Annotated in this window: 18 protein-coding genes; 16 read left to right on the top strand and 2 right to left on the bottom strand. The window is 38.0% G+C overall.

The features are described 5' to 3' along the window. Window positions 1-168: 168 nt before the first annotated feature. The 7 genes from F938_RS12965 to F938_RS12935 all read left to right on the top strand — a co-directional run bounded on the left by F938_RS12965 (window position 169) and on the right by F938_RS12935 (window position 8,368). The gene (locus F938_RS12965; RefSeq protein WP_004824594.1) at window positions 169-639 is read left to right on the top strand and encodes a YaiI/YqxD family protein; all 471 of its coding nucleotides are present in this window, start codon (window positions 169-171) and stop codon (window positions 637-639) included. Between the two features lie 104 nt (window positions 640-743). Next, window positions 744-1,658 carry a DMT family transporter gene (locus tag F938_RS12960; RefSeq protein WP_005032330.1) on the top strand — a complete coding sequence of 305 codons (915 nt, stop codon included), beginning with the start codon at window positions 744-746 and terminating at the stop codon, window positions 1,656-1,658. Window positions 1,659-1,867: 209 nt separating this feature from the next. Beyond that, entirely contained in the window at window positions 1,868-3,259 is a 1,392-nt protein-coding gene (locus F938_RS12955; RefSeq protein WP_005032329.1) for an LLM class flavin-dependent oxidoreductase, read from the top strand. Between the two features lie 318 nt (window positions 3,260-3,577). Next, the gene (locus tag F938_RS12950; RefSeq protein ID WP_005032328.1) at window positions 3,578-4,828 is read left to right on the top strand and encodes an SfnB family sulfur acquisition oxidoreductase; all 1,251 of its coding nucleotides are present in this window, start codon (window positions 3,578-3,580) and stop codon (window positions 4,826-4,828) included. A gap of 32 nt (window positions 4,829-4,860) precedes the next feature. Continuing rightward, a complete protein-coding gene (locus F938_RS12945; RefSeq protein WP_005032327.1) occupies window positions 4,861-6,117 on the top strand; it encodes an acyl-CoA dehydrogenase family protein in 1,257 nt (418 codons plus the stop codon). A gap of 334 nt (window positions 6,118-6,451) precedes the next feature. Then, window positions 6,452-7,279 carry an SDR family oxidoreductase gene (locus F938_RS12940; protein WP_005032326.1) on the top strand — a complete coding sequence of 276 codons (828 nt, stop codon included), beginning with the start codon at window positions 6,452-6,454 and terminating at the stop codon, window positions 7,277-7,279. Window positions 7,280-7,417: 138 nt separating this feature from the next. Then, on the top strand, window positions 7,418-8,368 hold the full coding sequence (locus tag F938_RS12935) for a LysR substrate-binding domain-containing protein (protein ID WP_005032325.1): 951 nt from the start codon (window positions 7,418-7,420) through the stop codon (window positions 8,366-8,368). A gap of 51 nt (window positions 8,369-8,419) precedes the next feature. On the opposite strand, the gene F938_RS12930 is transcribed toward F938_RS12935, so the two are convergent. Continuing rightward, entirely contained in the window at window positions 8,420-9,040 is a 621-nt protein-coding gene (locus F938_RS12930; RefSeq protein WP_004824579.1) for a TetR/AcrR family transcriptional regulator, read from the bottom strand. A gap of 492 nt (window positions 9,041-9,532) precedes the next feature. Here F938_RS12930 and F938_RS12925 point away from each other — a divergent pair, with 492 nt between their 5' ends. From F938_RS12925 to F938_RS12915, 3 genes are all read left to right on the top strand, one after another. Beyond that, window positions 9,533-11,314, top strand: coding sequence for an acyl-CoA dehydrogenase C-terminal domain-containing protein (locus F938_RS12925; protein ID WP_005032323.1), 1,782 nt, complete (start codon window positions 9,533-9,535; stop codon window positions 11,312-11,314). A gap of 83 nt (window positions 11,315-11,397) precedes the next feature. After that, window positions 11,398-12,573 carry a thiolase family protein gene (locus F938_RS12920; RefSeq protein WP_171067112.1) on the top strand — a complete coding sequence of 392 codons (1,176 nt, stop codon included), beginning with the start codon at window positions 11,398-11,400 and terminating at the stop codon, window positions 12,571-12,573. Between the two features lie 105 nt (window positions 12,574-12,678). Beyond that, window positions 12,679-14,118, top strand: coding sequence for a succinate CoA transferase (locus tag F938_RS12915; protein WP_005032321.1), 1,440 nt, complete (start codon window positions 12,679-12,681; stop codon window positions 14,116-14,118). Between the two features lie 127 nt (window positions 14,119-14,245). Here the strand turns inward: F938_RS12915 and cysS are convergent, their stop codons facing one another. Then, window positions 14,246-15,667: a cysteine--tRNA ligase gene (gene cysS, locus F938_RS12910; RefSeq protein ID WP_005032319.1), complete on the bottom strand. Its 1,422-nt coding sequence runs from the start codon at window positions 15,665-15,667 to the stop codon at window positions 14,246-14,248. A 196-nt stretch (window positions 15,668-15,863) separates the two neighbouring features. Here cysS and F938_RS12905 point away from each other — a divergent pair, with 196 nt between their 5' ends. The 6 genes from F938_RS12905 to F938_RS12880 form a co-directional block, all read left to right on the top strand. Further along, window positions 15,864-16,856, top strand: coding sequence for a KpsF/GutQ family sugar-phosphate isomerase (locus tag F938_RS12905; protein WP_005032317.1), 993 nt, complete (start codon window positions 15,864-15,866; stop codon window positions 16,854-16,856). Between the two features lie 3 nt (window positions 16,857-16,859). After that, window positions 16,860-17,399, top strand: a complete 540-nt coding sequence (locus tag F938_RS12900; protein ID WP_005032314.1) for a KdsC family phosphatase — start codon at window positions 16,860-16,862, stop codon at window positions 17,397-17,399. Window positions 17,400-17,438: 39 nt separating this feature from the next. Then, entirely contained in the window at window positions 17,439-17,984 is a 546-nt protein-coding gene (gene lptC / locus F938_RS12895) for an LPS export ABC transporter periplasmic protein LptC (protein WP_004824565.1), read from the top strand. Then, window positions 17,971-18,537, top strand: a complete 567-nt coding sequence (gene lptA, locus F938_RS12890; RefSeq protein ID WP_004824563.1) for a lipopolysaccharide transport periplasmic protein LptA — start codon at window positions 17,971-17,973, stop codon at window positions 18,535-18,537. Before lptC ends, lptA begins: the two co-directional genes overlap by 14 nt. Then, a complete protein-coding gene (gene lptB, locus F938_RS12885) occupies window positions 18,537-19,280 on the top strand; it encodes an LPS export ABC transporter ATP-binding protein (protein ID WP_004824561.1) in 744 nt (247 codons plus the stop codon). Before lptA ends, lptB begins: the two co-directional genes overlap by 1 nt. Before the next feature lie 572 nt (window positions 19,281-19,852). Beyond that, a partial coding sequence (locus F938_RS12880) for a SwmB domain-containing protein (protein ID WP_005032312.1) occupies window positions 19,853-21,639 on the top strand: 1,787 nt, incomplete at its 3' end.

Here is a 21,639-nt window from a genome sequence, read left to right as displayed (position 1 = left end):
GAATTTTCGACAAGAATGGCTAGGGTTGTATTTTAAATGAACAATATAAGAATCTTCTTGTGAAGATTAATATGATATTGAGGTAGCATGAACAAATAAAATAATAAGCATAGGACACGTCATAAGCATTTTGCTAAAATACTGGAAAATCTTGATTAGAGATATTTTGTGCTGCCATTTAAACTTTGGGTCGATGCAGATGCACTTCCTAAAATTCTTCGTGAAGTGATTTTACGCGCTTCTGATCGTTACCAACTCGAAGTCACTTTTGTTGCCAATCAACCTGTTGGAATCACGCCTTCGGTTCGAATTAATTCAATTCAGGCGATGTCTGGTGCTGATCAAGCCGATCAAGAGATTGTTGAGCGTATGGGTGAGCATGATATTGTGATTACTCAAGATATTCCTTTGGCTGCTCAAGTTATTGAGAAAGGGGGTGTTGCAATCCATCCACGTGGAGAGGTGTATACCTCAGCCAATGTAAAAGCTCGACTGCATTTACGTGATTTCATGGATACTTTGCGTGGAGCAGGTGTACAAACAGGTGGACCGCCGCCAATTTCTGAACGTGATAAACGTGAATTTTCGAGCAGCCTAGATCAAACAATTCAAAAGCAGAAACGGAAAACTTCGATTTAAGCCATTTTCATTCGCTTTTTATTTTAAATTTTTATAATTGTTTGATCTTATCATCTCTAACTCGACAATCCATTGAATTGAACTGATGACTTACAGGACAAATTATGCCTTCCAAATCTAACCTAGTGACGACCTATATTTTATTGGTCTTCATTTGGGCAAGCACGCCTTTGGCGATTGTTTGGAGTGTGGCTGATTTGCATATGATGTGGGCGTTGGTATTGCGTTTTTTTATCGCATTGCCGATTGCATTACTTTTACTTTTAATCCTCAAAGTCAAACTACCGCTCAATAAAATTGCTTTGCATAGTTACCTTGCAGGATCATTCAGTTTGATTGGTTCGCAGATTTTTACTTATGCAGCAACCAGTTATTTGAGTTCAGGAATTATTGCGTTAATGTTTGGTTTAGCACCGATTATGGCGGGATTGATTGGTCGTTTTGGTTTTGGTCAACGCTTGCTCGGAATTCAATGGTTAGGCATGCTGGTCGCGGTATGCGGTTTGGCAATCATCTGTATGAGTGGTAGTGCAAGTCAACATGTACATCCTATCGGTATCGGGTTGATGTTGATGAGTGTATTTACTTATGCTTTGTCAATTTTTTGGGTCAAAAAGGTCAATGCCGATGTGCTACCCATGGCACAAGCAACAGGTTCAATTCTTGTTTCAACCTTAGCAGCAAGCTGTCTTATTCCTTTTATCTGGCAACATGCCCCAACACATATCCCAGAAACTAAATCTTTATTTGCCCTGATTTATACGGTGTTGATGGCATCATTGTTGGCGATGTTCTGTTACTTCAAATTGGTTCAAAATATTAAAGCAACGACTTTATCCTTAACAACGGTCATGACACCCATGATCGCCATGTTTTTGGGGGCAATGTTGAATAATGAAAAACTGACAATAACGGTATTTGTTGGTGCAGCCGTATTAATTTGTGGTTTATTTTTATATTTCTATAAAGATTTTAAAGCCAGTCGAAGACTTGCTGAAAAAATCAAAACTTCATCTTGATTATTTATACTGAGTAAATTGCAGTATTACTCTCAAAGTTATATATTTTTGTTTTAAACACAGCAATATGAAAAGATGTGAGAAAACAATATAAATAAGCCATAAAATAATATAAAAAATTTCATGATAATCATCGAAGATATTAAGATAAAAGAATAGACATAAATGGCATAGGATAAAAATAATATGAATACCGATGTTGAATAGAAATGACTAAGCAAATTAGCTTCAATGCTTTTGAAATGAATTGTATTGCACATCAATCTCCGGGGTTATGGCGTCATCCATCAGACCGTTCTACAGAATACAAAGATATTGAATATTGGACTGATCTCGCCAAGATTTTAGAAAAAGGCTTATTTGATGGGATTTTTATCGCAGATGTGCTGGGAATTTATGATGTATATCATCAAAGTGCTGAGCATGCTTTAACAGGAGCAGTACAAGTTCCTGTAAATGATCCGCTACAAATTGTCCCAGCAATGGCAGCAGTGACACAGCATTTAGGTTTTGGCGTCACCACCTCTATTTCATTTGAGCACCCTTATCCCTTTGCGCGAAGAATCAGTACTTTGGATCATTTGACTAAGGGGAGAGTAGGTTGGAATATTGTCACTTCTTATCTAGAAAGTGGCTCTAAAAATCTGGGGTTAAGCGCACAACTCAATCACGATGACCGTTATGACGTTGCAGATGAATATTTAGAAGTACTGTATAAGCTTTGGGAGGGCTCATGGGAAGAAGGAGCAGTTTTAAGAGATAAACAAGCTGGTCAATTTGCAGACCATACCAAAGTTCATCCGATTTTGCATGAAGGTAAATATTTTAAAGTACCTGGTATTCATATTTGTGAACCATCACCACAGCGTACGCCTGTATTGTACCAAGCAGGGGCTTCATCTCGTGGACAAAAATTTGCCAGTCAAAATGCGGAATGTATTTTTATTGCACCACCTTCAAAAATTGCTGCAAAGAAAATTGTTCAGAGCATTCGTCAGAAATTGCGTGAGGAAGGGCGAGACCCTTATGCTGTTAAAATTTATACATTATTGTCTATTGTGACTGATGAAACCGATCAAAAAGCACAGGATAAATTTAAAGAATATCAAAGTTATGGAAGTTATGATGGGGCGCTAACATTGGTTTCAGGCTGGTCTGGAGTAGATTTCTCACAATATCAAGCAAAAGATAAAGTGGAATATATTGAAACCAATGCTATTCAATCAATGTTAGATGCTTATGTTAATGCAGATCCTAATCGTGTATGGACGATAGAAGAAATTGCACAATGGAATAGTGTTGGTGGAAATGGTCCTGTAATTGTCGGTTCAGCTCAAACGGTTGCTGATGAATTGCAACACTGGATTGAAGAAACTGACGTAGATGGTTTCAATCTGGCTTATATTTTGGCACATCAAACTTTTATCGATGTGGTGGAGTATATTGTCCCCGAGTTACAACGACGTGGGGTCTATCAAACTGAATATCGGACTGGAACGCTAAGAGAGAAGTTATTTGGGCAGGGTGCATATCTGGTCGAAAACCATCGTGGTGCACAATTCAGAAAAGGAATTAAAGACAAATTTGCACAAGCCAGTTAAGTGTTTTCATCAGGTTTAAAGGTTTTTAAATTTGTTCATTAAATATATAAATGTGCTGGTTTAAGCAAGTATTCAATGTTTTATTTAAAGCTTAATATTTAGTAAAATAATAAGCATTATGCATCGTTTAGAAATAAAACATGATAAATTCAATAGAATGCCCACTTTATGTGGGTATTATTTTGTGATTTTATTGATTATGAATTTTAATGATAAATTTATGATTTTATTTTGAATATTGAATGCATTTATTGATATAAATGACTGAAAAAAATAATGCTAGTTTAATGTCATGCTTATTTTAAGAGAGTGACAACAATGACTGATTTAAACCAAGAAAAATTTTCTTCGCAGACGGCGGTACCTTTACATTTTTTTGAGCTCAGCCAAGATGCGCATGTGATTCAATCAGATGCAGAAGCTGTTCAAGTGGCTCAAGCTTTGGCGAAAGAGTTTGCCAAAGAAGCTTCACAACGTGATTATGAGCGCCGTCTCCCTCTTGCTGAAATACAACAGTATTCACAAAGTGGTTTGTGGGGAATCAATATTCCTAAAGCTTTTGGTGGAGCAGAAGTCAAATATCGAACTTTAGCAGAAGTGGTCAAAACGATTTCAAGTGTTGATCCATCCTTGGGGCAAATTGCACAAAACCATTGGGCATTCATTGAACATTTACGCTTGGATGCAAGTCCAGAACAGCAAAAGTTTTTCTTTGGAGAGATATTAAAAGGGCGTCGTTTAGGAAATGCCTTTTCAGAAAAAGGCAGCAAAACAGTTGCTGATTTGGAAACGAGAATTCATCAAACAGCTCAAGGCTATGAAATCAATGGGCAAAAATTTTTTGCCACGGGTGCATTATTGGCGCATTGGGTCCCTGTAGTTGCGGTCAATGAAGAAGGTTTGCCGGTCGTAGCTTTAACACCTCGAACCACAGCTGGATTAGAGGTGATTAATGATTGGTCCGGTTTTGGACAACGTACCACAGCAAGTGGCACAGTGGTATTGAAACAAGTACAAGTGGATGCCCAATATATTGTGCCGATCTATAAAGCATTTGAAAAACCAACAGTGGCTGGCGCAATTTCTCAGTTTATTCAAGCTGCCGTCGATGCAGGAATTGCACGTGGTGCGATTGAAGAAACCATTCAATATGTCAAATTGCATTCCCGTCCTTGGGTAGATTCTGGTTTGGAAAAAGCATCCGATGATCCTTATACCATCGCCAATATTGGTGAATTAAAAATTAAATTAAGAGCGGCTGAAGCCGTTTTAGACTTGGCAGGTGATGCAATTGATTTAGCAATTGCTCAACCTTCAGAAGAGCACGCCAATGAAGCGACATTGTTGGTCGCCGAGGCTAAAGTGCTAACTACTGAAATTGCAATTTTGGCATCCAATAAATTGTTTGAGTTATCTGGTACTCGTTCAACTTTATCTGAGTTGAATTTAGATCGTCATTGGCGCAATGCACGTACCCATACTTTACATGACCCAGTACGTTGGAAGTTTAATTTGGTTGGTAATTATTATTTAAATAACATCCACTTGCCACGCCATGCGTGGAGCTAAGAGTGATAAGAATAGGATAATGGAGAGCCAGCATGAGTGAACAAAATATTCAAACCAATATTAATGATGATTTATCAATCACAGCCAATTATGAAAAAGTTGCAGCAAAGTATCGTCCAATTTTCGAAAAAATCGCCGAAGGAACTCTCGCGCGTGAACAGCAACGTTCATTGCCATATGAACAAATCAACTGGTTAAAACAAGCGGGTTTTGGGGCACTTCGTGTTCCTGTGAAGTTTGGTGGCGATGGTGTTTCTCTACCTCAATTGTTCCAGTTGCTTATAGAACTTGCCAAAGCAGATTCTAATATCGTGCAGGCATTGCGGGGGCATTTTGCCTTTGTCGAAGATCGTTTAAACGCGCATAAAGTTGCTGATCAAACGCTGTGGTTTAAACGTTTTGTTCAAGGTGATCTGGTGGGAAATGCTTGGACTGAAATTGGTCAAGTCAAAATTGGGGATGTGATCACTAGGGTAAAACAAAAAAATAATCAACTGTTGGTCAATGGGAAAAAATACTATTCAACAGGCACTATTTTTGCTGATTGGGTCGATCTATTCGCCTATGACGAAACAACTGACCAACATGTGATTGCTGCTATTTCTCGCCATGCCTCGGGTGTGCAGGTATTGGACGATTGGGATGGTTTTGGACAAAAGACGACGGGAAGTGGTACGTTAAGCTTAACTGATGTTGCAATTGAGCGTGATCATATATTGCCTTTTGAACAACGATTTAAATACCAAACAGCATTTTATCAAGTCATTCATTTGGCGACCTTGTCGGGTATTGCTCAATCAGCTGTTGCCACATTTATTCATGAAGTACAAAAGCGTGATCGTATCTTTAGTCATGGCAATGCAGATCTGGTTCGTAATGATCCGCAAATTTTACAAGTGATTGGTAAAGCATCTGCACAAGCCTATGCCAGCGAAACCATTACCTTACGAACAGCAGAAGCTTTACAAAAAGCGTATCTTAGCCATTTTGGAGAGTCTGAGATCAAAAATATTCAGGCGAATAATGATGCTGAACTTGAGTCGGCACAAGGTCAAGTGGTGATCTCTGCGTTGGTGTTGGATCTAACCAGCCAATTGTTTAATGCATTGGGTGCATCAGCCAGTACAACATCTAAGCAGCTCGATCGCTTTTGGCGAAATGCGCGAGTCGTGTCTTCACATAATCCTTTAGTTTATAAGGAAAAAGTGATTGGAGATTGGGAGGTGAATCATGAGCCTTTACCTTTTGTATGGCAGATAGGCGCGAGTCCAAAGGTTGGGGCAGCTTAAATTTTTCATGTGAACATATCAAAAGCTTGCATATGCAAGCTTTTGTTTTTGAGGCGAGATAAAATTAAAATAATTAATGTACTGGTGAGTACATAAATTGGAAGTTTTAATACTATAAGAATAAAATAAAATTTAGTAGATTAGAGTCTGTTGACATTTCTATCCTAACCCTTTGGGATAGGAGCTTTTTTGTTGCGAAGATGTTGGTCTTGTTAACTTAGACTGGTTAAGTTTTGCAAAGCCTGCCTTGTGCGGTTAAAAATGTCGAATCTCGCCAGCATCTGTGAAGTGTCAACAGATTCTAACCGTCAAAAACAAATACAAAGAGGATGTTATGTCACTTCAAGGAAAAACACTTTTTATCACGGGTGCAAGTCGTGGAATAGGGCGTGAAATCGCACTAAAAGCTGCTCAAGATGGCGCGAATATCGTGATTGCTGCAAAATCTGCAGAAGAACATCCAAAATTGGGCGGTTCGATTTTTACTGTTGCGAAAGAGGTCGAAGCAGCAGGTGGGAAGGCGCTGGCAATTCAATTGGATGTGAGAGATCAAATTGCTGTGGCAGCAGCCATGCAACAAGCCGTCGCGCAATTTGGTGGGATTGATATTTTAATCAATAATGCGGGTGCAATTAAATTATCTGGTGTTGAACTACTTGACCCAAATCGTTTTGATTTGATGTATCAAATCAATACCCGTGCGGTGATGGTATGTAGCCAAGCAGCATTACCTTATTTAAAAAATAGCGATAATCCGCATATCCTCAATCTTTCTCCGCCCTTGAATTTAGATGAGAAATGGTTTGCTAGTTATGCACCATATACCATTACTAAATATGGTATGAGTATGTTGACTTTGGGAATGAATCAAGAGTTCGCTAGCTATGGAATCAGTGTAAATTCACTTTGGCCAAGAACGATTATTGCAACTGCTGCAATTGAGTTTTCTTTAGGCGGTAAGGCGTTGTTCAGTAAGGCACGCAAACCAAATATCATGGCGGATGCTGCTTATCATATATTGAATAGCCAACAACGTGCGTTGACTGGGCGATTGTTGATTGATGAAGATATTCTTCGAGAATCAGGCATCTCAGATTTTTCTGAATATCGCTATGCTGATTCAGACGATGAATTAATGGGTGATTTATTTGTAAAAGAATAGAAATGAATACAAGTCAAATGTACCGATTTTTCATCACTGGTCTGATTGTTTAAAATCGGTACATTAAAACATTGGAAATTTTTATAAAAAAGCAGAAGATATAGCACCGAATACAAAAAATGTGAGAGTTGTAATTTCGTGTTTGAGTTAGATTGTAAGTTGCTCAGTATTTTTTACTATATCTACAAATTTAAAAGTGTGTCTGTTGCTGCAGACCATTTAGCAATGAGCCAACCTACAGTAAGCAATATTCTGAACAAAATTCGTGCTCACTATAACGATCCGTTATTTTTACGGATTGGTAATGAAATGGTGCCTACAGAATTGTCGAAACAGCTTTATCCTCTGGTGAGCGAGGCTCTGAGCAAAGTTGAAATTATCAATAACTTTAGTGTGAACTTTGACGAAACAGCATCGCATCAACAGTTTACTGTTGCTATGACGGATGTTTCACATTTGGTTTTGCTTCCAAAGATTTCTCAATACCTCAAACAACATGCACCTCATGTTAAATTAAATGTTCGTGCCATTACTTCTGAAACCAGCTATCAAATGGCAAATGGAGAAATTGATTTAGCCATTGGCTTTTTACCGCAATTGGAAAATGGCTTCTATCAACAAAAATTATTTGAACAGTTCTATGTGGTGATTGCTTCAAAAGACCATCCACGTTTAAATCAGCAAAGTATGACTGTTGAACAGTATTTGAGTGAATCTCACATCGATATTGATGCAGGGGTGGGGCATTATCACATTGCCAATGAGCTATTGAATTTGGATTTAAAACGCAATGTGTTGATGCGCATTCCAAGTTATCTCGGTGTGGGCTTGGTGGTACAAGATACTGACTCGATTGCAACCGTTCCGTATTATTTGAGCGAAGTTTTGTTGTCTCGAGGAAATTTACAGATTTTTCCTGCACCTATCTCGTTTCCGACCTATTCGATTAAACAGTATTGGCATATGTCCTGTCACCATAAAACCAGCCATCAGTGGCTCAGACATATGTGTTATGAAATTTTTAGTCAAGTTAATTCCATGCCATTACCTAGTCAGTTACTCAGCCCTCAAAACGAATTAGATATATAGCAAATCATAATGTCTTAATTAAACAGAAAATCTGATAAAAAACAATGAATATCAGTCATTTGAGGTTTCTGAATCAGTTAATTTATCAGGTGTCATCAGGGCTTGATTGACGTAAAGTTTAATCAAGCGTTCACGAGAGCCAATTGACTTTTGATAATGGGTTGAATTTAACAGTAGGGATGCGCCATAGGTGACTGTCCAAATATAAGACAGATAATCACGGATCGACATAATGCTGTTTAATGATTTGAGATGTGCACCAAAGAGATCTTTAATTTCTAAAATTCGTTGCTCACGGATTGAATAAAGTTCTTCAAATAAATCTTTGAGCTTGCGTTCATTGTTGGTTAAGCGCTCTTCGATCACATGTAATAGAATCGTACGATTCGAATTCAGCATGTTATACAGCATATACTGAGAGACATAAATTTTAATGTCGTGATGGTAGGCTTTGGAAATATCTAAGAGTCTTTTTTCATTTAAGATAATCAGTTCAAGGTAGAGTTGGTTTTTACTTTTAAAGTGCTTGTAAATCGTGCCTTTAGCAATATCAAGTTCTGCGGCAAGCTCACTTAAAGTAATATCCTGATTATTATCAAGCAATAAGGTTTCTGCCATTGCTAAAATTTTCTCTTTACGGAGAAGAAAATTTTGTTGGCGCACTGAACTCATTCTATTAATCCAAAACCACTGATGAAGAACTAGAATCAGAGTATATCAGCTATTTGAGTTATTCAATAAAACTATAGTCGTCATTTTCAAGAAAATATTTCAAAAGAACCCTGAGATTCCAAGTCAAAAATCATTGATTTATCAATTGGCAAAAGATAAAGAATTTTCTTTTTTAAAGTCAATAAAATTGAACCTATGAGGTCAAATTATGTAAATATATTTCCATTATTTTAAGAATTGGATTATTGTTTTTTGACTTACTTTTGCCTTAAAAAGCTTATGATTTATTTATTTTTACAAATTATATAAGGCTTTAGCTAAGGGGTGTTTAAAGAAAACAAACTTCTAATGTTGATCAATCTTTGTAAATTTATATATGTTTTATATATAAAATAGCTAGGTTGATGAATGAGGTGTTTGCTTTTTTAATGCAAAAAGATTTATACACGGCTTTAGTCGCAACTGAAAAGTCATGTCACAAGGAAAGCAATCATGCCAATTTACAATGCACCACTGAAAGATATGCAATTTATTCTTCAAGATGTGTTTAAGGCTGAAACGTTCTGGCAAGAGAACGAGAATTTAGCGCATTTGGACATGGCAACTGCCAATGCAATATTAGAAGAAATGGCAAAATTTTCTAAAAATGTCATTCTGGATTTAAATCGTAGTGCGGATGAAGAAGGCGGTGCTGAATTTAACCAAGGTGAAGTTAAAACCCCACATGGTTTTAAAGAAGCTTTTCAACAGTTTGCCCAAGGCGGTTGGATTGGTTTAGGTGCCAATGAAGCATGGGGTGGTCAAGGCATGCCTAAAATGCTGACCGTGCTTGCAGATGAGATGATTTGGAGTTGCAATCCTTCATTTATGTTGTATCCACTGTTGACTGTGGGTGCAGGGATGGCAATTGATCAAGCAGCATCAGAAGAACAAAAAACCACTTACTTACCAAAATTTTATACAGGGGAATGGTCAGGGACCATGTGTCTAACAGAACCCCATGCAGGTACTGATTTAGGGATTATCAAAACAAAGGCAGTACCTAATAATGATGGTTCATACAATATTTCAGGAACAAAAATATTCATTACCAGTGGAGAGCATGATCTCAGTGAGAATATTATTCATCTTGTATTAGCCAAAACGCCGCATGCACCAGCAGGTTCCCGAGGTATTTCTTTATTTATCGTACCGAAATTTCTTATCAATCAAGATGGTTCATTGGGTAAGCGTAATACGGTGAGTGCGGGTTCTATTGAACATAAAATGGGAATTAAAGGCTCAGCAACATGTGTCATGAATTTCGATGCTGCTCAAGGATATCTTGTAGGTAAAGAAAATGAAGGCTTAGCAGCCATGTTTATTATGATGAATTATGAGCGCCTTTCTATGGGGATTCAGGGAATCGGTGCGTCAGAGTTTGCTTATCAAAATGCAGCGCAATATGCCACAGATCGTTTGCAGGGGCGATCTGCATCAGGTCAACAATCTCCAGATAAGCCTGCTGACTCAATCCTGGTTCATGCTGATGTGCGCCGTATGTTGCTTAACTCACGTGCCAATAATGAAGCATCACGTGCATTTGCTGTGTATGTTGGACAACAACTTGATATCACCAAATTCTCAACAGACATTGATTGCATAACAAAAGCCAATGAGCGTGTGGCATTGTTAACACCTATTGCAAAAGCATATCTGACCGATAAGGCACTGGATGCGGCACTTGAAGCGCAAATGTGCTTCGGTGGGCATGGTTATATTCGTGAATGGGGAATGGAACAATGTATTCGTGATTTGAGAATTTCCCAAATTTATGAAGGAACAAATGGTGTTCAAGCACTCGATCTAATTGGACGAAAAACAATTAAATCGAATGGTGCCTTTATCGCAGACTATCTGACAGAAATACGTGAATTTGCCGACAGTATGCAGGACGCAATGTCAATTAAGGCGGTCACATTGGATGTCTGTGCTCAAGTCGACGAAATCACGAAAATAATTATTGAGCAGTCAAAAGTGAGTCCAGATTTTCCGAGTGCAGTTGCCGTAGATTATTTACATGTGGTTGGCTTGTTGAGCTTTACTTATATGTTTGCACGAATAGCTCAAGCGGCTCAAAGTAAATCAGACACTTTTTATCAAAACAAATTGGTCTTAGCACAGTATTATGTTGCTAAAGTGCTTCCAGACTTAGCAACAAGAATACAGCGTATCCAAGCTGGTGCTGATCTCATTATGCAACTGCCTGAAGATTATTTTACAGCACAGGCTTAAAATTTGAGATTGACAATGGCAAACCATAAGGGTGTTTACTTCTTTGTGGTTTAAAACAAGATTTAAAATCAATGGACAGGGAGATAAAAATGATCGTAATTGTTGAAGCAGTACGTACAGCAATGGGGGGATTTCAAGGTGCTTTATCAGCTTGTACAGCCCCGGATTTAGGCGCAGTTACCATTAAAGAAGCAATTGTTCGTGCAGGTTTACAGCCTACAGATATTGATGAAGTGATTTATGGTTGTGTGCTTCCTGCGGGTCTAAAACAGGGTCCTGCACGTCAAGCCATGCGCCAAGCCGGATTGCCAGATTCAACGGGTGCAACCACGATCAATAAAATTTGTGGCTCAGGTATGAAAGCAGTCATGCAAGCTGCTGATGCAATTAAGGCAGGTTCGGCGAATATTGTTGTTGCGGGCGGTATGGAGTCTATGACAAATGCACCATACTTGCTTGAAAAAGCACGTGCTGGTTATCGAATGGGGCATGGTAAAGTCATTGATCATATGTTTCAGGAAGGTTTGGAAGATGCTGAAACAGGGTTGTCCATGGGTATTCTGGCGCAAGAAATGGCAGATCAAAAGGGCTATACACGTGAACAGCAAGATGCTTATGCAATAGGTTCTTTGAATAAAGCGGTAACGGCGATTAATAATGGTTATTTTAAAGCTGAAATTGTGCCTGTTACAGTATCATCTCGCAAAGGCGAAGTTGTGGTCGAGCAAGATGAGCAGCCATTGAATGCCAAAGCAGATAAAATTCCAACTTTACGTCCAGCATTTAAGAAAGACGGTACCATTACCGCCGCGAATTCAAGTTCAATTTCTGATGGTGCTTCGGCATTGGTGATTACCTCAAGTGAAGAAGCCAAACAACGTGGTTTAAAGCCACTGGCACAAATATCAGCATATGCGACACATTCTCAGCACCCCTCTGAATTTACGATTGCACCGGTCGGTGCGATTGAAAAAGTATTAAAGAAAACAGGCTGGAATGTTGAAGATGTTGATTTATGGGAAGTGAATGAAGCTTTTGCAATGGTTGCCATGTTGGCGATAGATGCTTTCCAACTGGATGCAAATAAAGTCAACATCCATGGTGGTGCTTGTGCATTAGGGCATCCGTTAGGTTCTTCTGGTTCACGCATTATTGTCACGCTTATTCATGCTTTAAAACGCACTGGTGGTAAGAAAGGTATTGCAGCACTATGTATTGGTGGTGGTGAAGCTACAGCAATTGCCATTGAATTAATTTAATCCTATCCCTTTCATAAACGAATAATTCAAAATCTCCTCTATCCCTGTTCGCAGGGGTGGTGGGCGCTTTCATGCTTTATTTTTATATTTTTGAGATTTATTTAAATGATTAACGGTTTGGAACGTGTACGCTTAAATTGCCTGCACAGTAAAATAATGTCTGCTGAACAGGCTGTGAATTTAATCAAAGATGGTTCAGTGGTCGGTGTAAGTGGTTTTGGCGGTGCAGGCGAGGCAAAAGCAGTCCCTTTAGCATTGGCAGATTATGCGCAACTGCATCCTTTGAAAATTACTTTGGCGACTGGTGCAAGTTTAGGTAACCGTATAGATGGTCGCTTAACTGAAGCGCATGCTTTGGCACGCCGTTACCCTTATCAGGCTGATCCTATTTTACGCAAAGCAATTAATGCAGGCGAGGTCATGTATATTGATCAACATCTATCTGAAGTTGCAGATAATATTCGCCATCATAATTTAGCAAAAACCAATGTGGCGATTATTGCAGCCACTGCGATTACTGAAGATGGACAAATCATTCCGACAGGTTCATGTGGAAATGCAGCAAATTTTGTTGAAATGGCGGATCAGGTAATTGTTGAAATTGACACAACTATTCATCCGATACTGGAAGGGGTGCATGATATTTATCTTCCAAAGAAGCGACCTTATCGCGATCCAATTCCTCTTACTCAAGTGAGTGATCGCATTGGAACTTTTGGTATTCATATCGATCCTAGTAAAATCTCAGCCATTGTTTTGAATGATATTCCAGATACTTCATTTAAGATGGATCAAGCAGACGATGAAACACTTGCTATCGCACAGCACTTGATACACTTCTTTGAAAATGAAGTAGCACTTGGGCGTTTACCTGAAAACTTAGGTCCATTACAGTCTGGCGTTGGTTCAATTGCAAATGCTGTTTTTGCTGGTTTTGCACATTCAAACTTTCATGATTTAGAAATGTATTCAGAAGTTTTGCAAGATTGTACATTTGAATTAATTGACTCTGGCAAAATGAAGTTTGCTTCAGGTTGTTCAATGACTTTGTCTGATGAATGTGCCAAGCATGTGATGACAAATTTTGAACGCTATAAAGATAAAATCGTGTTACGTCCACAGGAGCTGTCGAATCATCCTGAAATCATTCGGCGCTTGGGAATCATTGCAATCAATACCGCATTAGAGTTTGATATTTATGGAAATGTAAATTCAACACATGTGGGAGGTAGCAAAATGATGAATGGTATTGGGGGATCAGGGGACTTTACTCGCCATGCCCATTTGGCTATTTTTGTGAGCAAGTCGATTGCCAAAGATGGTGCAATTTCTTCAGTTGTACCTATGGTCAGTCATTGTGATCACGCAGAACACGATATTGATGTTTTAGTGACAGAACAAGGATTGGCTGATTTAAGAGGATTAGCTCCTCGGGAGCGTGCGCTTAAAATTATACAATGCTGTGCACATCCATCTTATCGGAATGAATTGACGGATTATTTTGAACGGGCATGTGTATTAGGTGGGCAAACACCACATCTTTAACGTGAGGCTTTGTCTTGGCATGCGCAGTTTGAAGAAACAGGAACGATGAAATCTGTTTAAAAACATAAAGCCAATAAAAAACCTGATCTTAATCAGGTTTTTTATTGGAAAATACTACATGACTGAATTAATCAGCGCGACGCCAAATTGTACCTTGACGAGTATCTTCGAGTACTACTCCTTGAGCAAGTAAAGACTGGCGAATTTCATCAGCACGCGCAAAGTCCTTATTTTTTTTGGCATCTACACGTTGCTGGATAAAATCTGTAATATCAGCTTCAGATAAGCCTAATGCTTCTTGCCCAATATCAGACTTTAAAAACTCATCAACATTGTACTGAACTAAACCTAGAATATTAGTCAAATGGCGTAAAGTCGAATAATAAAGCGTTGCTTGCTCTGCATTTTCTTCTTTAACTGCACGATTCAGTTCTTTAATGATTTCGAACAATACTGCAATTGCTTCTGAAGTATTGAAATCATCCCGCATCGCGATATTAAAGCGTTCCACAAATGTTTCATCAAGTACATCTGTAGATAGATCAGCATACACTTGCTGATATGCCTTAAATGCATGATAGAAACGAGAAAGTGTTGTTTTTGCTTCTTTTAATGCAAAGTCAGAAAAGTTCACCGGGCTGCGATAGTGTGAAGAGACAATAAAATAGCGAATCACTTCTGGGTGGAACTTCTCCATCACATCACGAATGGTAAAGAAGTTGCCTAATGATTTAGACATTTTCTCACCATCTACATTGATAAAACCAACATGCATCCAGTAATTCACATATTGTTCATCTGTAGAAGCTTCTGATTGTGCAATTTCATTTTCATGGTGTGGGAATAAAAGGTCTGAACCACCACCATGAATATCGAAATGATTGCCTAAGCAGCAGGTCGACATTGCTGAACATTCAATATGCCAACCAGGGCGTCCATTGCCCCATGGTGAAGCCCATGAAGGTTCATTTTCTTTGGCATGTTTCCAAAGCACGAAATCAAATGGATGTTTTTTCTCAACGTCTACATCGACACGCTCAGAAGCGCCAGCTTGCATATCATCCAGTTTACGTCCAGAAAGGCGACCGTATCTGGCAAATTTCTCAACTTCAAAATACACATCACCATTTGCAGAAGGGTAAGCAGCACCTTTATTGACTAAATGACCAATCATATTTTGCATCTGATCAATATAATCGGTGGCACGTGGTGCTTCATCTGGATGTAGACAGCCCAGATTTTCTGCATCTTCATTCATCGCTTGAATAAAACGGTCTGTTAATGCCGTAATACTTTCACCATTCTCATTGGCACGTGCAATGATCTTGTCATCAATATCGGTGATATTTCGAACATATTTTACATTCCAGCCTTGGCTGCGTAGAAAACGAATGATGTAGTCAAAAGCAACCATCACTCGAGCATGTCCAATATGACAGTAATCATAAACTGTCATACCGCACACATACATGTCGATATGTCCTTCTTTACGGGGAACAAATTCAACTTTTTTACGTTGCTCAGAGTTGTAAAGAACAAATGGTTGCATAGGTTTTCTAAATGTTTCAACAAAAGGGTGATTTATCTTAACCTAAGCTCCATATTTCATAAAGATTTATACGTTAATTTTCTAAGAAAATGAAATTTATACATTTAGGAAAGCAGGCTATTGTATTGCTATGCTAAAATAGCAAAAATATTCCGTTTGATATTCAAAACTCGTCTAGAGTTAAGGTAAGTCCATTTTGAATTCTGAAAATAAGTCAAATCATGTTGATTTTCAAAAAGTTGCGCTTGAAACCCTGCGCATTGAAGAGCATGCCTTAGAAATTTTAGCGACCCAAATCGATGAGCGTTTTACCCGCGCCTGCGAAATTATTTTGCAATGCCAAGGTCGTCTAGTGATTACTGGGATGGGAAAATCAGGGCATATTGGACGGAAAATGGCTGCAACTTTTGCCTCTACAGGAACGCCTTCATTTTTTATGCATCCTGGCGAAGCTGGTCATGGTGATTTGGGCATGTTGGTTAAAGGTGATGTACTGATTGCGATTTCAAACTCTGGAAAGAGTGATGAAATTATGATGCTGATGCCACTCATTAAATATTTGGAAGTACCATTAATTACCATCAGTGGTGATGATAAAGGTCCGATGCCACAAAATGCTGATGTGGCGCTAACACTGGGAAATATTAAAGAAGCTTGTCCATTGGGCTTAGCACCGACATCGAGTACAACTGCAACATTGGCATTAGGTGATGCTTTAGCAGTGGCATTGTTAGATGCACGTGGTTTTACTGCGGATGATTTTGCGATGTCTCATCCCGCTGGAGCGTTAGGTAAGCGTCTGTTATTGCATGTGAAACATTTAATGCACACAGGCAATGACTTACCCAAAGTATTACCCAATACACCTATGAATAAAGTACTGTATGAAATTTCTAATAAACGTTTAGGTTTAACCACGATTGTCGATGAAAATGACACCTTATTGGGTATCTTTACCGATGGTGACTTGCGTCGTTTAATTGATAAGCAACAAGGTTTTGATGTGAATTTAGCAGTGTCTGAGGTGATGATTAAAAACCCATCAACGATTTCTAAAGAAGCACGAGCTGTGGAAGCTTTGGAAAAAATGAATGAAAAGAAAATTAGTCAATTTGTGGTTGTCGATGAGATGCATAAAGTGATTGGGGTTATTAGTATGCATGATTTGATTCAAGCTGGAGTAAATTAATCAATGGCTTCTTATGTTTTATTAGAACAAGCGCGTCATATTGAAGCATTGGTTTTAGATGTAGATGGAATTTTGAGTGATGGTTTTGTGACTTTGACCAATTCTGGAGACGAAATCAAATCATTTGATATTCGTGATGGATTGGGCATGAAATTGGTCCAAAAATCTGGGATTAAAGTCATTATCATTACTGGACGTAAAAGTCACATCGTAGAAAAACGTATGTCTGATCTCGGTGTCGATTTGATTTTTCAAGGTCGAGAAGATAAGGGGGTTGCGCTTAAAGAAGCATGTGCACAACTTAATTTAGATCCTGAAGATTGTTTATACATGGGCGATGACTGGCCTGATCTTTCAGCATTTGCACTGGCTGGAATGAAAGTTACAGTACCTAATGGTCATGTTGAAGTTCGCCGTCGAGCAGATTTAGTCACACAAGCAATGGGTGGACGTGGGGCGGTACGGGAAGTTTGCGATATGTTGCTAATGGCTAAAGGCACTTACCAAGAACTACTTGAAAAATATACAGCTATACCGCATTAATAGCTTAAATTCAGATTGATCAAATGTTGAATATAATTTATGGATACTAAGGTTCTATATGTGACCGCTGTTGTCATTGCGGCAATTAGTGGTGGCTATTACTATTACAGCGGGAAAGGTAAAAAGCTGGATGGAAATTCAGCACAAAGCATGACCTATTCTGCTGAAGGTATTCAGTTGGTCCAGACCGATGAAAAGGGCAATCTTTATGTTCGTGCTCAAGTTGATCATCTAGAACAAGATTTACAAAGAAAAACGTCTAAACTCAGCAATCTCAATGCTTCAATGTTTAATCAAAATCAAGTTGATTCAACTTTTTTTGCCAAAGAAGCAAGAGGATTTAATGACAATGAGAAGGTTGTTTTATCTGGACAGGTTAAAGCAACTAAACTTGGTGAACGTGGGACGATGGAATTTCAAACAGATGAATTAACAGGCTATCCTAAAACTCGTCAGTTCGAAACGACTCACCAAGTTACTGTTAATGCACCTGATGCAGAATTTATTAGTCAGGGTTTAAAAGCTGATTTAAACCAAGGTCAATATGAATTTGCAAATATTCGAGGAAAGTATGTACCTAATTAAGATCTTTTCACTGAAACAATCTTTCCTGAGAAAAGCGATCTGTACGATCAGTATGTTGAGCTTGTCAGCAACGGCATTTGCATTACCATCAGACCGTAATCAGCCTATTTCACTTGTTGCTGATAAAGCAACGTATAGTGAAGCGACAGGTGTGACAACCTATACCGGCAATGTCATTATTGAACAAGGTACAATGAAGCTACAAGCGTCTTCAATTGTTGCTCAATTGAATAAAAGTAAACAAATTAGCACTATTACTGCGACAGGTGGACCAGCAAAATTTCAACAGCAGGTAGACAGTGCAAAAGGCGTGGCGCGCGGTGAAGCACAAAAAATTGTTTACAATGCTGAGACTGGTATTATCAACCTGATTGGAAATGCTTATCTATACCAAGATGGAGCAAGTATTCGAAGCAGCACTTTAAAATATAGTATGAACAAAGGTGATGTTGAAGCTTCGGGTTCATCGAATACAACAGGTTCATCTAAAGGACGTGTGCAAATTATTATTCCACCAAACAGTGCTAAGTCTTTCCCTGGAGCACGTGATTAATGACAGCTTCGAATCAAAGCCAAACACTGTGTATTAAACACTTAGCCAAAGTTTATAGTAAACGCTGGGTGGTAAAAGATGTTTCTTTTAGTATGCAAAGCGGGCAAATAGTAGGATTGCTTGGTCCAAATGGTGCTGGTAAAACAACAAGCTTCTATATGGTTGTTGGTTTGGTTCGTATGGATAAAGGCGAAATTCATTTAGATAATGAAGATATTTCCGACTTAGCCATGCATCAACGTGCACGTAAAGGAATTGGTTATCTGCCACAGGAAGCTTCTATTTTTAGAAAGCTCACGATCGCTGATAATATTATGGCAATTCTTGAGACTCGAAAAGATCTCAATAAACAACAGCGACAACAACGTCTAAAAGAATTGTTGGAAGACTTTAAAATTACCCACATCAAAGATTCATTAGGCATGAGTGTTTCGGGCGGTGAGCGTCGCCGTGCTGAGATCGCAAGAGCTTTGGCAGCAGATCCCAAGTTTATGCTATTGGATGAGCCTTTTGCAGGGGTAGATCCAATTTCTGTTGGAGATATTAAAGATATTATTCGGCAGTTGAAAGATCGCGGTATTGGTGTTTTGATAACAGATCACAACGTTCGTGAAACTTTAGCAATTTGTGAGCATGCTTATATTGTGAGTGAGGGAGCAGTCATTGCAGAAGGCACTCCTGAAGAAGTATTGGCAAATGAAACAGTACGTCAAGTTTATTTGGGTGATGATTTTACTGTTTAATTAATATTATTAAAAGAATGGAGTTTTATACTCCATTTTTTTTTGTTAATACAAACTATTGGTTAAATAAAAATAAATTCTTAATTTATTAAATTTGCATAATATGTTTTTTTTGCAATATTATTTACATTGATAAAAAAAATTACATTTTTTATATAAAATTTAATTTATCAATAATTTTTAAGTTTCAATAATACCCGTAAATTTTAAATGGAAATAACTTGGCTATAAAAATGAAGGTTAATCAGCTTACACTGTAGGTGGTTTTTATCAGAATGTAAGATTATTAATAAAAAATTAATAAATTTGTAAAAATGATGAAAGCAACAGTAAATGATGAATATAAGGCGATAATTAAATTTAATTGCGTATAGACAGTCTAAAAATATTGAATAAAAATAAATAAATGATAAGCACATCACGAATTTTTTTTAAATAGATTAGTTATTATAGACAACTAATATTTTTTATAATGTTATCCATTTTTATTATTAAAACTATACACTTGTGAATTTTGTCGCACTTATTTATCTTTTTTGTATAAGAGTGAATTATAAGACGGAAGAACTATTATGAAAAACATCACAATTTACGAAAAAGGAACGGCTAAAATTCTGACTCAGGATTTAGTGAATAAACATCACGCTGTTTATAAAGTCAATTTAGATAGTGCTGAAATAGCCAAAATTGTTAAAGTTAATAATAATCTGGAGGTTTATTTACAAAGCGGAGAAAAAGTTGTTATTGAAGACTTTTTTATTGGAGAAAAACCAAAAGAATTTACTATAGAAACTTCAGATGGAAAACATTATTTACTTGAATTCCTTGAATTTGATGCAAATGGCACTGTGACTAAAATTGATTATCTGGGTATTAATGATTTTCATGAATATTTGGTTGGGGAGCATGCAGCAGTACCAGTATGGGCATGGGTTGCAGGTGCAGCAGGAATTATAGGTATAGCCGCAGCTGCAGGAAGTAGTGGTGGAAGTTCAAATCATTCTGGAAATGGTGATAAGACTGCTCCTAAAATAACACATCAGATTTTAGATAATCAAAAAATTAAAATAACTGCGGATGAAGCAAGTAAGATAACCATAGTTGATTCTACTGGAAAAACAATTGGTAGTGGTCAATTAAATCAAGCGGGTTCGTTGGATATTACTTTGACAAGACCATTGGTCGATAATGAAAAAATTACAATTACAGCAATTGATAATGCTGGAAATAAAACAACAGAAACAATAAATGTTGGGGATGTTACAAAACCAGAAGTTGAAGTAAATATTGTTGATAATAACACTATTCATATTGTTTCAAATGAACCAGGTAGCAAAGTTATTATAAAAAATGAAGCTGGTCAAACAATTGGAGAGGGAGTCATTGGTTCTAATGGGGAGCTAAATGTTGATTTAAATACTACATTAACTGATGGCAGCAAAATTATTGTAGATGTTATTGATACTTCAGGTAATCAAACAGAAAAAGTAATAACGGTAGGAGATGTAACACCACCGATTATTGAATCAAATATTAAAGACGCAACTCATATAGAAGTTACCTCAAATGAACCAGGGCAAGTAAAAATTACCGACAGCAAAGGNAATGTAATTGGTACGGGCACGATCACTGGGAATAACGTGGTTGATGATATTCAACTGACTCGTCCATTGGCGGATGGTGAAAAGGTCACAGTGACAGTAATAGATGCTGCGGGCAATCCTAAAGCCATTGATATTACTGCTGGGGATGTAACAAACCCGCAATTTGAATCTGCAAATGTTGATAATAGTGGGACACAGTTAACGCTGACCTATAGTGAAGCTCTTGATTCGACAAATTTACCAACACCAGATAGTTTTGTTGTAACTGCGGGGGGGCAATCCGTAACTGTTACTGGCGTATCAATTAATGGCAATAACGTTATATTGACTTTAGCTCCACCAATTACAACAGGGCAAAGTGTTCAAATAGCTTATACTGATCCAACGACAGGCAATGATACCAACGCGATTCAAGATGTAGCTGGCAATGATGCAGCGAGCTTACCTGCAACAACAGTGACCAATGATTCGACAGTTCCAGGTACGGACACTACACCCCCTATTTTTGTTAGTGCTACAGTGGACAACACAGGAACTCAATTAGTTTTAACTTATAATAAAGATCTGGATAGTGCTAATTTACCTTTGATCAACAGCTTTGCTGTAACAGCAGATGGTCAGATTGTTGCAGTGACTGGTGTGAGTGTGAATGGTTCAACTGTTGTGCTTACTTTAGGTACACCAGTGACAGCAGGTCAAGCGGTTGAAGTGGGTTATACCGATCCAACGGCAGGCAATGATGTCAATGCAATTCA

Origin of the sequence: Acinetobacter bereziniae LMG 1003 = CIP 70.12 (genome assembly GCF_000368925.1) — a bacterium.
In the GTDB taxonomy this organism is placed as follows: Bacteria; Pseudomonadota; Gammaproteobacteria; order Pseudomonadales; family Moraxellaceae; genus Acinetobacter; species Acinetobacter bereziniae.
The sequence above is the reverse complement of the archived record's forward strand: the minus strand, read 5'-3'. Positions and strand labels throughout refer to the sequence as shown.